12 protein-coding genes and 1 pseudogene are annotated in these 13,032 nt (G+C 64.3%); 10 read left to right on the forward strand and 3 right to left on the reverse strand.

Annotated features, from left to right (window positions below):
- Nucleotides 1-61 precede the first annotated feature (61 nt).
- Both proS and MTHMO_RS02970 read left to right on the forward strand, forming a co-directional pair.
- Nucleotides 62-1,579, forward strand: a complete 1,518-nt coding sequence (gene proS, locus MTHMO_RS02965) for a proline--tRNA ligase (RefSeq protein WP_202213460.1) — start codon at nucleotides 62-64, stop codon at nucleotides 1,577-1,579.
- Nucleotides 1,580-1,661: 82 nt separating this feature from the next.
- Nucleotides 1,662-2,531 carry a class I SAM-dependent methyltransferase gene (locus MTHMO_RS02970; protein ID WP_202213461.1) on the forward strand — a complete coding sequence of 290 codons (870 nt, stop codon included), beginning with the start codon at nucleotides 1,662-1,664 and terminating at the stop codon, nucleotides 2,529-2,531.
- Nucleotides 2,532-2,564: 33 nt separating this feature from the next.
- Here the strand turns inward: MTHMO_RS02970 and MTHMO_RS02975 are convergent, their stop codons facing one another.
- Nucleotides 2,565-3,647 carry an alanine--glyoxylate aminotransferase family protein gene (locus MTHMO_RS02975; protein WP_202213462.1) on the reverse strand — a complete coding sequence of 361 codons (1,083 nt, stop codon included), beginning with the start codon at nucleotides 3,645-3,647 and terminating at the stop codon, nucleotides 2,565-2,567.
- Nucleotides 3,648-3,668: 21 nt separating this feature from the next.
- Between MTHMO_RS02975 and MTHMO_RS02980 the strand changes: the two genes are divergently transcribed.
- Entirely contained in the window at nucleotides 3,669-4,433 is a 765-nt protein-coding gene (locus MTHMO_RS02980) for a hypothetical protein (protein ID WP_202213463.1), read from the forward strand.
- A gap of 273 nt (nucleotides 4,434-4,706) precedes the next feature.
- On the opposite strand, the gene rpe is transcribed toward MTHMO_RS02980, so the two are convergent.
- On the reverse strand, nucleotides 4,707-5,441 hold the full coding sequence (gene rpe / locus MTHMO_RS02985; RefSeq protein ID WP_202213464.1) for a ribulose-phosphate 3-epimerase: 735 nt from the start codon (nucleotides 5,439-5,441) through the stop codon (nucleotides 4,707-4,709).
- Nucleotides 5,442-5,712: 271 nt separating this feature from the next.
- On the opposite strand from rpe, the gene MTHMO_RS02990 reads away from it, so the two are divergent.
- The gene (locus tag MTHMO_RS02990) at nucleotides 5,713-6,834 is read left to right on the forward strand and encodes an enoyl-CoA hydratase/isomerase family protein (protein ID WP_237394730.1); all 1,122 of its coding nucleotides are present in this window, start codon (nucleotides 5,713-5,715) and stop codon (nucleotides 6,832-6,834) included.
- Nucleotides 6,835-6,853: 19 nt separating this feature from the next.
- Here MTHMO_RS02990 and MTHMO_RS02995 read toward each other — a convergent pair whose 3' ends face one another.
- Complete coding sequence (locus tag MTHMO_RS02995; protein ID WP_202213466.1) at nucleotides 6,854-7,201, reverse strand: hypothetical protein; 348 nt, start codon at nucleotides 7,199-7,201, stop codon at nucleotides 6,854-6,856.
- 344 nt (nucleotides 7,202-7,545) lie between these two features.
- Here MTHMO_RS02995 and aroA point away from each other — a divergent pair.
- The 6 genes and pseudogenes from aroA to MTHMO_RS03020 form a co-directional block, all read left to right on the forward strand.
- A pseudogene (gene aroA / locus MTHMO_RS11205) lies at nucleotides 7,546-8,829 on the forward strand (3-phosphoshikimate 1-carboxyvinyltransferase); the annotation flags it as partial.
- A 48-nt stretch (nucleotides 8,830-8,877) separates the two neighbouring features.
- Nucleotides 8,878-9,582: a (d)CMP kinase gene (cmk, locus tag MTHMO_RS11210; RefSeq protein WP_370568358.1), complete on the forward strand. Its 705-nt coding sequence runs from the start codon at nucleotides 8,878-8,880 to the stop codon at nucleotides 9,580-9,582.
- A 19-nt stretch (nucleotides 9,583-9,601) separates the two neighbouring features.
- On the forward strand, nucleotides 9,602-10,204 hold the full coding sequence (locus tag MTHMO_RS03005) for a 1-acyl-sn-glycerol-3-phosphate acyltransferase (RefSeq protein ID WP_202213468.1): 603 nt from the start codon (nucleotides 9,602-9,604) through the stop codon (nucleotides 10,202-10,204).
- 109 nt (nucleotides 10,205-10,313) lie between these two features.
- Entirely contained in the window at nucleotides 10,314-10,700 is a 387-nt protein-coding gene (locus MTHMO_RS03010; protein WP_202213469.1) for a FeoA family protein, read from the forward strand.
- Between the two features lie 3 nt (nucleotides 10,701-10,703).
- Nucleotides 10,704-12,812 (forward strand): ferrous iron transport protein B, encoded by a 2,109-nt coding sequence (feoB, locus tag MTHMO_RS03015; protein ID WP_202213470.1) that lies wholly within the window; start codon nucleotides 10,704-10,706, stop codon nucleotides 12,810-12,812.
- Between the two features lie 39 nt (nucleotides 12,813-12,851).
- Nucleotides 12,852-13,016 (forward strand): hypothetical protein, encoded by a 165-nt coding sequence (locus tag MTHMO_RS03020; RefSeq protein WP_202213471.1) that lies wholly within the window; start codon nucleotides 12,852-12,854, stop codon nucleotides 13,014-13,016.
- Nucleotides 13,017-13,032 lie beyond the last annotated feature (16 nt).

Genomic DNA, 13,032 nt, shown 5'->3' on the forward strand with positions numbered 1-13,032 from the left:
TTGCGCTTGTCCCCAAAGAAGCGAGTGCGCTAGGAAGAGGAGGAAGCGGAGGATACTATACATGACGGAACGGCCGGCTATCTCCCCTACACGCCAGGAAGATTTCGCCGAGTGGTACCAGCAGGTCATCGCCGCGGCGGAGCTGGCCGAAAATTCGGAGGTCCGGGGCTGCATGATCATCAAGCCCTGGGGATACGCGATCTGGGAAAGGATGCAGGGGGAGCTCGATCGGCGAATCAAGGCCGCCGGACACCGGAACGCCTACTTCCCGCTCTTCATTCCTTTGAGCTTCCTCGAAAAGGAGGCGGAGCACGTCGAAGGCTTTGCCAAGGAGTGCGCGGTGGTGACGCACCACCGGCTCGAGGCGAAGGAGGGGCGTCTGGTTCCCGGAGCGCCGCTGACCGAGCCCCTTGTCGTTCGCCCTACCTCCGAGACCATCATCGGGGCGGCTTTCGCCCGCTGGATTCAATCCTATCGCGATCTGCCCCTGCGCATCAACCAATGGGCCAACGTCGTGCGCTGGGAGATGCGGCCCAGGCTCTTCCTGCGGACGAGCGAATTCCTCTGGCAAGAGGGGCATACGGCGCATCAGACGGCCGAGGAGGCCGAGGCCGAAGCGCGCACCATGCTCCGGCTTTACGAAGGATTCCTCAAGGAGATGCTCGCTCTGCCCGCGGTGGCGGGGGAGAAGACGCCTCGCGAGCGGTTTCCGGGAGCCGTGAGGACCTTGACCCTCGAGGTGCTGGTCCAGGACCGGAAGGCGATCCAAGCAGGCACATCGCACTTCTTGGGACAGAATTTCGCCCGGGCCAACGGAATCGTCTTTCTTTCGCCGGAGGGCAGCCGGCAGCATGCCTGGACGACGAGCTGGGGGGTGAGCACCCGGCTCGTGGGCACGCTGATCATGGCGCATGCCGACGACAACGGCTTGGTCCTTCCCCCGCGCGTCGCTCCCACGCAGATCGTCCTCCTCCCGCTTATTCGGAAGGAGGAGGAACGGGCGCAGGTGGAGGAAGCGTGCGCGCGCCTGGCGGCCGAGCTCGCCGACAAGAGCTATGCTGGGGAACCGATCCGCGTCGAGGTCGATACCCGACCTCTTGCCGGAGGCGGCAGGAATTGGGAATGGATCAAGAAAGGGGTGCCGCTTCGCGTCGAGCTCGGCCCGCGGGAGATGGCTGCGGGAACCGTCTCGGTCGGCCGGCGGGATCGTCCTCCCCGGGAAAGGTTCTCCCTCCCCGTGCGGGAGTTCGTCGCGCAGGCGGAGCGAATCTTGGCGGAGATGCAGAATGGCTTCTGGGAACGGGCGCTGGCCTTTCGGAAGAGCCATACCCGGCAGATCGAATCCCGGCGGGAGTTCTTCGAGTTCTTTACGCCGAAGAATCCGCAAAAGCCGGAGATTCACGGGGGATTCGCCGATGTCTCTTGGTCCGAGGATACGGCACTCGAAGAGCGCCTCCAGGAAGAGCTGAAGGTGACGATCCGCTGCGTGCCGCTCGACCAGGAGGAGTCGGCGGCGGGGATCTGTCCCTTTTCCGGCAAGCCCGGGAATCGCCGGGTGCTCTTCGGGAAGGCATATTGACACGATCGCTGCCGCCCGCAGGCCGGCTTGGGAGGGGGACCTACGCAAGCCCGCTTGCGGCGTGCTCTTTGTCCGCGACCGAATGAAGACATTCCCCATCGGGGTTCTCCTCCTATCGGCCATGGTCGGCCGGAGCCTCTTCGGCGCCTCTCCCGCTCCGTCCCCCGCGCAAGAGCCGGCCGAGCGTGCCGCCCGGTACGAGGCGGTCAGCACGCCGCAATTCGTCCAAGGGAAGAGGCTCGTCTCCCTGCTGGGAATCCGGCGCGGGGATTCGGTCCTCGATCTCGGTTGCGGGACGGGGAGGCTCGCCGAGTACGTGGCTCGGACGGTCGGCCCCGCGGGAAAGGTGGTCGGGATCGACCCTTCTCCCCAGCGCATCGCTATTGCGCAGAGGAGGCGGCGGGAGGGGCTGTCGTTCGCGGTGGGCGGCTCGGACGATCTCTCATCCTTCCCGGACGCCTCCTTTGATCGGGTCTATCTCAACTACGTCTTCCACTGGATCGAAAATAAGGCCGAAACCCTCCGGCAGATCCATCGGATCTTGAAGCCCGGCGGCAGGCTGGGGATCAGCACCGGGTACAGGGATCGGCCTTCCCGGATCCGGAGCCTAATCCGGGAATCGGTGCGGGAAGCGCTGGGGGAGGTGCCTCCCGACCTCTTTCTCTCGCCGTTTCGCTTGAGCGCGCGGGATCTCCGGTCTCTAGCCGAGCGGGCGGGCTTCCGGGTCGTCCGCTTGCAGATCCTCTCCTTCCGGGCTTACGCGAAGGACCCGGAAGCCGTCATCGCCTTCCTCGACGCGAGCAGCTCCGGGCGCTTCCTTTCCGGGGTCGGAGAGCAGGAGCGTTCCCGGATCCTCGCGGTCCTCCGGAGGAAGCTGGCCAAAATCCGGACGGCCCGAGGCATCGAGATGGAGCACCCAGCGATCTTTCTGGTTGCCGAGAAGCCGCGGTGAACGATGCGGGCTGCGAGCGGGCCCTCGCCGGACTCAGCCCAGCTCCGCCAGGCACTCGTCGAGCCATCCGAGAAGTTGCCGCATCGATTCGGGCGTCTCGTCTCCCATGTGGGAGATGCGGAAGGTCTGCCCCTTGAGCTTTCCGTATCCGCCGTCGATCACGCACTGAAAGCGGTCCCGTAGCCGTCCGATCCATTTCGCCACATCGATTTTCCGCGTGTTGGAGGCGCAGGTGAGCGACAGAGAGGCGAACTCCTCCTTGGGGAAGAGGGAGAAGCCCCTCTCCTTCACCCAGGAGCGGACGATCCGCGCGTTTTCGCGGTGGCGGGCGTATCGGTTTTCGATCCCCTCCGCCTCGATTTCCGCCAGTTTCTGCCGGAGGGCGTACAGGTGGCCGATCGAAGGGGTGCTCGGCGTCATGTTCTTCTCGTGGTTCTTTTGAAACTCGATGAAGTCGAAGTAGTAGCCACGTCCGGGCACGGTCGCCGCCTTTGCCAGCGCCCGCTCGGAAACCGCGAAAAGGGATGCTCCCGGGGGAAGTGCCAGCGCCTTCTGGGTGCCGGTCAACATCACGTCGATCCCCAACTCCCGGAAGGGGATCTTGAGCACGCTGAAGGAGGAGACGGTGTCGACGATGAAGGAGACATCCGGAAACTCCCGCATCACTGCGGCGATGTCCCAAAGCGGATTCATGAGGCCGGTGGAAGTTTCGTTGTGGATGAGGGTGAGGGCATCGAACCGGCCGGTCGCCAGCTTCTGCCGGACCGCCTCCGGGTCGATTGCCGTGCCCCAGGGGACAGCGAGCATCTCCGCGTCTTTCCCGCTGCGGAGGGCGACGTCATACCATTTATCGGAGAAGGCTCCGTTGGCGCAGCAAAGCACCTTCTTCTTCACGAGGTTGCGGATGGCTCCCTCCATGACGCCCCAGGCGGAGCTCGTGCTGAAATAGACGGGCCCCTCCGTGTAGAAGAGCGCTTGCAGCCTGGGTTGGAGATCCGCGTAGAGCTCTTGGAAGGTCTTGCTTCGGTGCCCGATCATCGGCGAGGCGAACGCCTGGAGCGTGGCGCGGGAAACTTCGGTCGGGCCCGGGATAAAAAGTTTTACGTGCGATATCATTCTGAGGAGGATAGGGGCCTCATGCGCAAAAGGCAATGGCTTCTCCTTGGCACGCTTTGCCTGGCCGCCGTTCGCGCCTTCGCCGATCCTGGAATCGAGGAGATTCTGCGCGAGATGGTCGCCCGGGACGACGAGGCGAAGCAGCTCCTGCTCCGGCTGGAGTATTGGCAGGAGATCCGCACCGATCAGCTCGACGCCCGGGGAAATTTAAAGAAAACGGATCTGATTCGGATGGTGGTCAAGCCCGGAGAAGGGCTGCTGCTCGTGCCGAATTCGTCCTCGGGAACGATCTCGGTCCAAAAATTGAGCAGCCAGCAGCTCCGGGAAGCCCGCGCTGCGCACCAGGTGAGCGATTTGCTGGCCATGCGGAATCTCGTTCCCCGTTACACCATCACCCTCGAGGGCGAAGGCGTCTGGAACGGACAGCGGGCCTATCTGCTCCGTTTCGAGCCCAAGCCGGATGCGCCCTGCCGCTCTCGTGCCGACCGGGTAATCAACGCTCTCCAAGGAATGCTCTGGGTACGAAAGAAAGATTGCTCGATCCTTCATGTCGAGGCCAACCTGACGCATCCGGTTCCGATCGCCTGGATTTTTGCTTCGGTCGACCAATTGGATGTCTGGTATGAGGCGACGACGGTCACGCCCGAGCTGGGCGTTCTTCCGGCGAGCGGGACGGTGGAGTATCGGGTCAGCACCTGGTTCGGCACCAACCACGCAAAGCAGCAGGTCGTCATGCGGAACTATCGTCGCGGAGACCTGACGGCGGGAGTGGGATCCGGGCCGTGATCGGCGATGGTGCTCTCGGGCCAAGCCCCGGAGAAAAAAATCCTCGACAAAAGCTTGCCGGCGCCGTGCGGTCCGGATACAGAAAAGCAAGAGGTTCCGCGCCCTGAGAAGCCAGAGGAAACGCTTATCCTCGGAAAATCGGCCTCCAGATGGGAACCCATTTTGCGCCCCTCGGCGGGAAGACCGCCGAGGGGGTGCCTGAGTCGAGGAGGCGGGAAAGCCGAACTCTCGGCGGGGCGGTCCCCTCCGATCGCCGAGGAGAAAAGAGCGAACCTAAAAGGCCCGGCCTGACGTCGCGCGCGCTGCGGCCACGGCGTTCAACAGGCGCTCGACGTTGGCGGCGGTCTTGCCTTTGAACACGGCCGATCCGGCGACCAGGACGGTTGCGCCCGCACGAACGATTTCCGCCGCGTTCTCGGCTTTCACCCCTCCATCGACCTCAAGCCACGCTTCGGAGCCGATCTCATCGAGCATTCCGCGCAGCCGGCGGATCTTGTCGGTGCTGGCGGGGATGTATTCCTGGCCGCCGAAGCCCGGGTTGACCGACATGACGAGCACTAAGTCGACGTAACGGAGGATCTCCTCGAGAGCGACCAACGGGGTGGCCGGGTTGAGCGTCACCCCGGCCCTGACTCCCGACTCTTTGATCGCCTGCACGGTGCGATGGAGATGGGGGCAAGTTTCTACATGCACCGTGAGGATGTCGGCCCCTGCGCGAGCGAAGTCGGCTAGGTACCGTTCCGGCTTCTCGATCATCAGATGGACGTCCAAAAGCACTCCGGTCTCGGAGCGGAGGGGGCGGAGGGCCTCGACGATCAGCGGGCCGATCGTGATGTTCGGAACGAAGTGCCCATCCATGACATCGATGTGAAGCCAATCGGCACCCGCTTCGATCGCCTCCCGGGCATGAGCTTCCAAGCGGGCAAAATCGGCGGATAAGATCGACGGAGCCAGCTTCACGGGATGGTCTCCATCGCCCCGCCGTCCCGCTTCCCCTGATGGTATCATCTCGTTTCTCCTTGGTCCTACGGTCGAATGCGTGAAATACGATAGACTAGCCCATATCCGATGCCGGAGAACATCTCTTTCTTCTTCTTCCGCCGGAGGGTGAGAAATAGGAAGAAAAAAGCTACGGCTCGAAAGGCATCGCACAGCTTTCCGCTCCCCGTTACCCATGGAATGACCCCATGCGGAAAAAAGGCTGGTGACCCGCCGCGCGAACGGGAAGATTGGAAGCAAAAGACCAGTGAAGCCCGTGGGATGGATGGAAGAAGCTCGGATGAGCAGCGATCCGCCGGTGCGGGTCGAGGAACGGCGCGTCTCCGGAGGAGTCCGTCTCGGCTACCTTGCCCTGAATCAGCCCGCATCGCTCAACGCCCTATCCCTGGAAGGCGCTGAGCTTCTCGATGCGGCGCTTTCCCGGTGGGCTGAAGATACGGGGGTGGCGTGCGTCGTCCTCTCCGGGGTCGGAGGTCGTGCGTTCTGCGCCGGAGCGGATCTTCGGAGAATCTACCGGGCGATCCGTTCGGGGGACGGCGGTTATGCCGGCCGGTTCTTCTCCAGCGAGTACCGGGTTGTTGCGAAGATCCATCGATACCCCAAGCCCATTTTCTGTTGGGGCGATGGGATCGCGTACGGCGCCGGCCTTGGCCTGCTCGCGGGGGCGAGCCACCGCGTGGTCACCGAGAGGAGCCGGCTGGCGATGCCGGAAATTTCGATCGGGTTCTTCCCCGACGTGGGCGGAAGCTGGTTCCTGGGGCGGATGCCCGGACGGATCGGCCTCTTCCTGGGGCTCACGGGGCTCCCCTTTGGGGCCGGGGACGCGCTCTTCCTCAAGCTGGCCGACGCCTTTCTGCCGTCCGAGGAGCGAGCGGCGATCCTGGAGGAAAGGCTCCCGAGTCTTCCCTGGACCGGCCGGGCGGAAGAGGATCGCCTGCTTCTCTCCCGATCGCTCCGGGAATGGGCGCGCCCGTGGCGGAGTCGGCTCGCTCCCGCTCGAACCCGGCTCGACTTCGATCGGATTCAATCGCTTACCGATGCCGACACTCTGCCGGAGATCGTGCGGAAGGTTGCCTGCGGACCGGTTTCGACCGACCCCTGGTATGCCCAAGGGGCGGAAAATCTAGCGGAAGGCTGTCCGGTTTCGTCTTGGCTCGTCTGGGAGCTGTCCCGGAGGACGACCCGGATGTCGCTCACGGAGGTGATCCGTCTGGAGACGATCGTCGCATGGCACTGTGTCCGGCGTTCCGACTTTCCGGAAGGGATTCGCGCCCGGTTGATCGATAAGGACCGGAAGCCTCGCTGGAGCGATGGAAGTATCGAAGAGGTTTCGCCTCGAAAGATAGGCGAGCACTTCCAGGCCCCTTGGGCACCCGAGGACGATCCCATGCGGGATCTGTGAGGCTCGGCCGAGGAGTAATCTACAATTTGGGTTGCCGCCCGCCCGGATCGATCGCATCTAGGAAACCAAGCAAGGCTCCGCAACCTAAAAGCATGACCGGGATGAGGCTGAGGGCGTTGAAGCCCAACAGACAGACGAAGACTCCGGCAGCAGCGCCCATGAGCAGTCCGCCGAGCAGGGGCTTCGCCAGAACCATCCCGGCTCCCGCCAAGGCCGCCAGAGGCACGGCGACGCTCAGGATTTTTACCCCTGCGGCGGAGGCGGGATAGCCCGATTCGGCAAGGGAAGCCAAGCCGTAGCCGAGCAGGCCATAGGCGAGAGAGACGAGGCCCCCGAGGAGGCCGACGACCAGGGCTCCGATTCTCATGGCTTCTGCTGGATCCTAAGATGGCGCGGGACAGAGAGGGGATGGCAAGGGAAAAGAAGGCGCGGCGAGGCAGGGGGGTGCCGGGCGGGAGGCGTGCGGGTGTCGGCCTTCCGGAAGCGGCGATCCCGGTTGCCGACTTTCCGGGCGAACGGCTATTTTGTTCCCGGCGTCGGCCGGGCTCCCTTGTCGGTGGTGGAGGAAATGGAAATGCATCGTCGGCCGAAGAGACGCTTGAGGCGGAGCGGCGCCCTTTCTCGTTGCTTTGCCGCCGCGGGGCCATACCTTCGGAGACCGGGACCGGCCGGGTCGGCGGATTGTGTGATTGAAGGGAAAAAAAGGAAGCGATGAAGAGCCTATGGGTCGACCCGGCTTTGCGCTTGGTCGGCGAAATCACGGTCCCCGGGGACAAGAGCATTTCTCACCGGGCGATCATGTTGGCCTCGCTGGCTCACGGCCAGACGACGGTGACCGGTTTCCTGCCTTCGGAGGATTGCCTCTGCACCCTGCGCGCCTTTCAGGCCCTGGGCGTCGATATCGAGGTTGCGAGCCCGAGCTCTCTTTCGATCGAGAACCGCAGCCGCCGTCTCTTTCCGGCCCGGGAGGCGATCGACTGCGGGAACTCCGGGACGATGATGCGGCTGATCGCCGGGATCCTTGCCGGGCAGCCCTTCCGTTCGCGCCTCGTGGGGGACGCCTCCCTTTCCAGACGCCCTATGGGAAGGATCATCGAACCGTTGCAGCGGATGGGCGCGCGCATCCTTGCGGAGGGGGAGAAGGGAACCGCGCCCTTGGCACTGGAGCCCGCCAGGCTGCACGGGATCGAGTACGAGCTGCCGGTCGCCAGCGCCCAGGTAAAGTCCTGCCTTCTTCTGGCCGGGTTGATCGCCGAAGGGATGACGCGAATTGTAGAGCCGAGCCCGACGCGGGACCATACCGAGCGGATGCTCGCGCATTTCGGCCTTCGCCTGCTGCGGGAGGGGCGTGCGCTTCTCATACCGGGGGGGCTCTCTTTGGAAGCGCGCGATCTGGTCATCCCCGGAGATTTCTCATCCGCAGCCTTTTGGATCGCCGGAGCCGCCGCCTTTCCCGGGTCCGAGGTCCGGATCCGCGGCGTGGGCTTGAATCCCACGCGCACCGGATTGCTCAATGTGCTTTTGCGCATGGGAGCGCACATCGAGGAAAGCCTCGAGGAAGCGGAGAGCGGCGGCGAGCCGATTGGTTCGCTTTTTATTCGCGGAGGAAAGCTGCGGGGAACAAAGATCGAAAAAGAGGAGATTCCGAACCTGATCGACGAGCTGCCGGTCTTGGCGGCGATCGCCGCGCTGGCCGAAGGGGAGACGCATATCCGTGGGGCCGCGGAGCTGCGGGTCAAGGAATGCGACCGGATCCGGTGCATGGTGGAGAATCTCCGAAAGTTCGGAGTTCCGGTTGAGGAGCTGCCGGACGGAATGATCATAGAGGGCGGGCATCCCATCCGCGCGGCGCGGGTGTCCTCTTTCGGCGATCATCGGGTGGCGATGGCGTGCTCGATCTTGGCGCTCGGGGCCAAGGGACGGAGCCGCATCGATCAAGTGGGGTGCGTGGATACCTCGTATCCCGGCTTTGCTCGCGATTTGGTCAAGCTCAGCCAAGCGGCTCCGGCGGCCGCACCGGGGTGGACGAGCTACCTGCCGTGGATGCCGTCTCGGTGTGAACAGCCCGGCCTCGAGGAAGCGGCGCAGTCGCTTGCGGTTGCGATCGACGGCCCGTCCGCTTCCGGGAAGAGCACGGTAGCGAAGGCTCTCGCGCAGGCCCTGGGCATCCCGTATTGCAACAGCGGGCTGGTGTACCGGGCGATCACTTGGAGCCTGATCGACAAAGGGGTTCCGCTCGATAGCCAGTCGGCCTTCAAAACGGCGGTGAGGCAGATGAACCTCGAGTGCCGGATCGAGGGAAACGAGCTCCGTGTTCGGGTGGACGGCCGGGAACCCGGCGAGGAGGCGCGGAGCCCCGCGGTCAACGCGGCGGTCTCCCGGGTCGCCGCCTGCTCGTGGCTGCGGAGAAGGCTGCTTCCGATCTTCCGCCGCTTGGCCGAGGGTGGGCCGATCGTGATGGAGGGCCGGGACATCGGTACGGCCGTCTTCCCGAACTCCCGCTTCAAGTTTTATCTCGACGCGGATCCGCGGGTGCGCGAGCAGCGGAGGCAGAAGCAGGGAGAGGCGGATTCCATCGGGGAGCGGGACTGGGAAGACCGCTCCCGGGCCGCGGCTCCGTTGCAGCGGGCGCCGGACGCGGTGCTCATCGATTCCACCGAGATGACGGTGGACGAAGTGGTCGGCCGGATGCTCGACGAGCTGCGCAAGCGGGGATTCCCCCTGCCGAAAGACTCGTCGATCCGATGAGCGGTGGATCCTCTCGCTCATGAGGCCTTGGTATGCCGCCGCGCGGGCTCTGGTGCGAGCCTGTCTGCGCGCCTGCTTCCGGTTGCGGGGGGAAGGAGCGGATCGGGTGCCTTCCGGCGGATTTCTTATCGTCTCCAACCACGCCAGCTACCTCGATCCTCTGGCTGTGGGGTCCGTGGTGCCTCGGGAGATCCACTATCTAGCGCGCCGCTCGCTCTTCCGCGGTCCGATGGCCGTGTTGCTCGCCAGCGTGAACACGATACCCACCGCCCGAGATCAGCCGGAGCCGTCGGCATTGCGCAAGATTCTCGGTCTTCTGGCCGCCGGCCACGGCGTGCTGATCTTTCCGGAGGGAACCAGGAGCGCCGACGGAAAATTGCAGCGGGCGCAGCCGGGGGCCGGCTTCCTGGCGGCCCAAGCCCGGGTCCCGATTTTGCCCGTGCGCGTCTTCGGTTCCTTCGAGGCCTTGCCCCGCTCCGCCCGATTTCCTCGGTGTGTCCCGATTCGTGTCGTGATCGGATCCCCTTATCTACCCCGGCCGATCCGGGAGGGAGAGAGCAAAAAGGACTACTATCGCTCGCTGGCCGATGAGATGATCCGGCGAATCGGAGAGCTTCGCTAGAAGCCGGCGAAGGAGGTCTCCTTCGCGGCCGGAGGATCGGAACCGGACGCGGGAGCGGGAGTGGAATTTGACTTTGAGAAGTCAAGAGCCAGAGCATAGATTGGCAACAATGCACGTGCGCCCGGAACAGCCCATCGGCACCGCTCCGCGAGCCTTTCCTTTATCGGAAGCCTCGGTCGGGGCGCAGCTCCGGATTCATTCGGTTGCGGGCAACCCGTGCGAGTCCCATCGGCTCCACGAAATGGGCTTTTGCCGGCGGGCCGAGCTCGTGAAGCTATGCCACGGAGCGATGACCGTCTGCTTGGTTTGCGGAGCGCGCGTCGGCTTAAGCGCTTCGGTCGCGCAGCGGATCCTCGTCACCGCGTCTCCGGATGAATCGGGGAAGGAGGAAGGCCCCTCCGAGGTTGGTTCCCTTCGCTCTTTTTCCGGCGAAGGGACTTTCTTTTGCCGCATCCTGGACCGCTTTCGCCGAAACAAAGGCGGCCGAGCCGGATAGGAGATGAAGCCTGCGCCCGGGGCCCGAGAGCCTCCTCGACTCGCAGTGCCGAAGAACATCGCCCTGGTCGGCAATCCGAACAGCGGCAAGACCACGATCTTCAACGCGCTGACCGGGTTGAGGCAGAAGGTCGCCAATTATCCCGGCGTCACGATCGAGAAGAAGATCGGATTTTTCTTCGACCTGCACGGCCGGAAGTGCCAGCTGATCGACCTTCCGGGCACCTACTCCCTGCTGCCGAGCGCTCCGGACGAAGAAATCACCTGCGAAGTCCTCTTCGGAGCGCGGCCCGACACCCCGGCGCCCGACGCGGTGATCTGCGTGATCGACGCGACCCATCTGGAGAGGAGCCTTTATCTTGTCGCTCAGGTTCTCGACTTGGGCCTTCCCGCGATCGTCGCGCTCAACATGATGGACCTTCTCGAGGAGGGCGGGAGCCATGTGGACGTTGCTGCTCTCTCGGCGAGGCTGGGCTGCCCCGTGATTCCTTGCCAGGCATCCAAGCGCAAGGGATTGACCGAGCTTCGCGCCGCCCTCTCGCTCCAGACTTCCTGGGCGGGCCCGATCTGCCGGCGGTTGCCGGAGGCGGTCGAGGAAGCCCTCTCCCGCATCACGGCCGACTTTCCCGAAGCGAAGGTAGAGAGAAGGGCGCTTTGCTCGCTTGTCCTGGGGGCTCCGGATCCGCGGCGGCTGGCGGAGCTGCTGGCCGTCACGCACCTGCTGCCTTCTCTGGAAAGAGAGCAGCAAAGGCTCGAAAAAGAGCTTCCGGATTGGCGCCAGCAGACCATCGCCATGCGGCAGGGGCAGATCCGGGCGCTCCTAGCGGGCGTGTTTCGAGAGCCTCGGGTCATGACCGGGAGCGCAACAGACTGGCTCGACCGGTGGGTGACCCATCCTTTCTGGGGCTGGGTGATCTTTCTCGGGATCATGGGGGCGATGTTCCTCGCCGTCTTTCAAATGGGCGCGGGTCCGAAGGATGCGATCAACGGCCTATTCTCGGCGCTGGCGGCGAAGATCGACAAGCTGCTTCCCGCCGGCGATCTTCGGGACTTGCTGACCCATGGAGTGATCGGCGGAGCCGGGAACGTCATCGTCTTTTTGCCGCAAATTCTCGTTCTCTTCTTTTTCTTGGGGTTGTTGGAAGAAAGCGGCTACATGGCGCGGGCCGCCTTTCTCATGGACAAGCTGATGAGCCGGGTCGGGCTGCAAGGCAGGGCGTTTATCCCCCTGCTGGCCAGCCATGCGTGCGCTATCCCCGGCATCCTCTCCGCACGAACGCTTTCCGATCCGCGGGATCGGATGGTCACGATCCTGGTGGCTCCCTTCGCCAGCTGCTCCGCGCGGCTGCCCGTCTACGTGCTCATGATCGCCGCCTTCTTCGGCGGCGGCCGGAGTGCCGGAATCGCCGAGGCGGGGATCGTAATGGCCCTCTATCTGCTGGGTTTGGCGGCCGCATTCGGGTTCGCCTGGATTTTTAAGAGGAGCCTTTTCCGGGGCAGGCCGGCGCCGCTGGTGCTCGAGCTGCCTCCGTACCGGCGGCCTTCGCTCCGTGTGATCGCGACGCAGATGCTCTTCCGGGCAGGAGCCTTTCTCCGCCGGGCGGGGACCACGATTGTCGCCATCTCGGTGATCCTCTGGTGGCTGACCGCCTATCCGAAAACGACCGGCGGAGATCGGGCGGCGCAGCTGGCGGGGAGCTTCGCCGGACAAATCGGCCATTGGATCGAACCGGTCATCCGGCCGCTCGGGTTCAATTGGAAGATCGGCATAGGCTTGCTCAGCGCGCAGGCCGCGCGGGAAAACTTCGTCAGCACCATGGGGGTACTCTATGCGGGCCAGCCGGATCCCGAAGGAAAAGCCGGGCCGGTATCTCTTTCTCGGGCGCTGCTGGCCGATCGCTGGCCCGACGGGCGCCCCGTCTTCACGCCGCTTGTCTGCGTGACCATCCTCCTCTTCTTCGTCTTTTCACTGCAGTGCGTCAGCACCGTGGTCACCGTCCGCCGGGAGACCGGCTCCTGGAGGTGGGCGTTTTTTCAATTTGGCTATATGACTCTCTTTGCTTATACTATTTCGCTGGCTGTGTATCAGGCGGGCCGGGCGTTTGGCTTTTGAACGGAAGCCGCGGCGACGGCTGGTGCGCAGGAAAGAAAGATGGGCGGAAACTGGCAACAGTGGGTGGCGCTGCTCCTGGTCGGAGCCAGCCTCCTATACATCGCTCGGGATCTTGTGCGCGGCGTGCGGGGGCGGAAGAGCTGCTGCAGCGCCTGCTCTTCCCCGGTCCATCCCGCGAAGAAACCGGCTGCGGAAAAGACATAGCCCGACCGATCCCGGC

The organism is Methylacidimicrobium sp. AP8 (assembly GCF_903064525.1).
In the GTDB taxonomy this organism is placed as follows: domain Bacteria; phylum Verrucomicrobiota; class Verrucomicrobiia; order Methylacidiphilales; family Methylacidiphilaceae; genus Methylacidimicrobium.

Excerpts from the sequence above, each read along its gene's own strand:
- proS (WP_202213460.1), top strand. The coding sequence starts at position 62 with ATGACGGAACGGCCGGCTATCTCCCCTACACGCCAGGAAGATTTCGCC.
- MTHMO_RS02970 (WP_202213461.1), top strand. The coding sequence starts at position 1,662 with ATGAAGACATTCCCCATCGGGGTTCTCCTCCTATCGGCCATGGTCGGC.
- MTHMO_RS02975 (WP_202213462.1), bottom strand. The coding sequence starts at position 3,647 with ATGATATCGCACGTAAAACTTTTTATCCCGGGCCCGACCGAAGTTTCC.
- MTHMO_RS02980 (WP_202213463.1), top strand. The coding sequence starts at position 3,669 with ATGCGCAAAAGGCAATGGCTTCTCCTTGGCACGCTTTGCCTGGCCGCC.
- rpe (WP_202213464.1), bottom strand. The coding sequence starts at position 5,441 with ATGATACCATCAGGGGAAGCGGGACGGCGGGGCGATGGAGACCATCCC.
- MTHMO_RS02990 (WP_237394730.1), top strand. The coding sequence starts at position 5,713 with ATGAGCAGCGATCCGCCGGTGCGGGTCGAGGAACGGCGCGTCTCCGGA.
- MTHMO_RS02995 (WP_202213466.1), bottom strand. The coding sequence starts at position 7,201 with ATGAGAATCGGAGCCCTGGTCGTCGGCCTCCTCGGGGGCCTCGTCTCT.
- cmk (WP_370568358.1), top strand. The coding sequence starts at position 8,878 with ATGCCGTCTCGGTGTGAACAGCCCGGCCTCGAGGAAGCGGCGCAGTCG.
- MTHMO_RS03005 (WP_202213468.1), top strand. The coding sequence starts at position 9,602 with ATGAGGCCTTGGTATGCCGCCGCGCGGGCTCTGGTGCGAGCCTGTCTG.
- MTHMO_RS03010 (WP_202213469.1), top strand. The coding sequence starts at position 10,314 with ATGCACGTGCGCCCGGAACAGCCCATCGGCACCGCTCCGCGAGCCTTT.
- feoB (WP_202213470.1), top strand. The coding sequence starts at position 10,704 with ATGAAGCCTGCGCCCGGGGCCCGAGAGCCTCCTCGACTCGCAGTGCCG.
- MTHMO_RS03020 (WP_202213471.1), top strand. The coding sequence starts at position 12,852 with ATGGGCGGAAACTGGCAACAGTGGGTGGCGCTGCTCCTGGTCGGAGCC.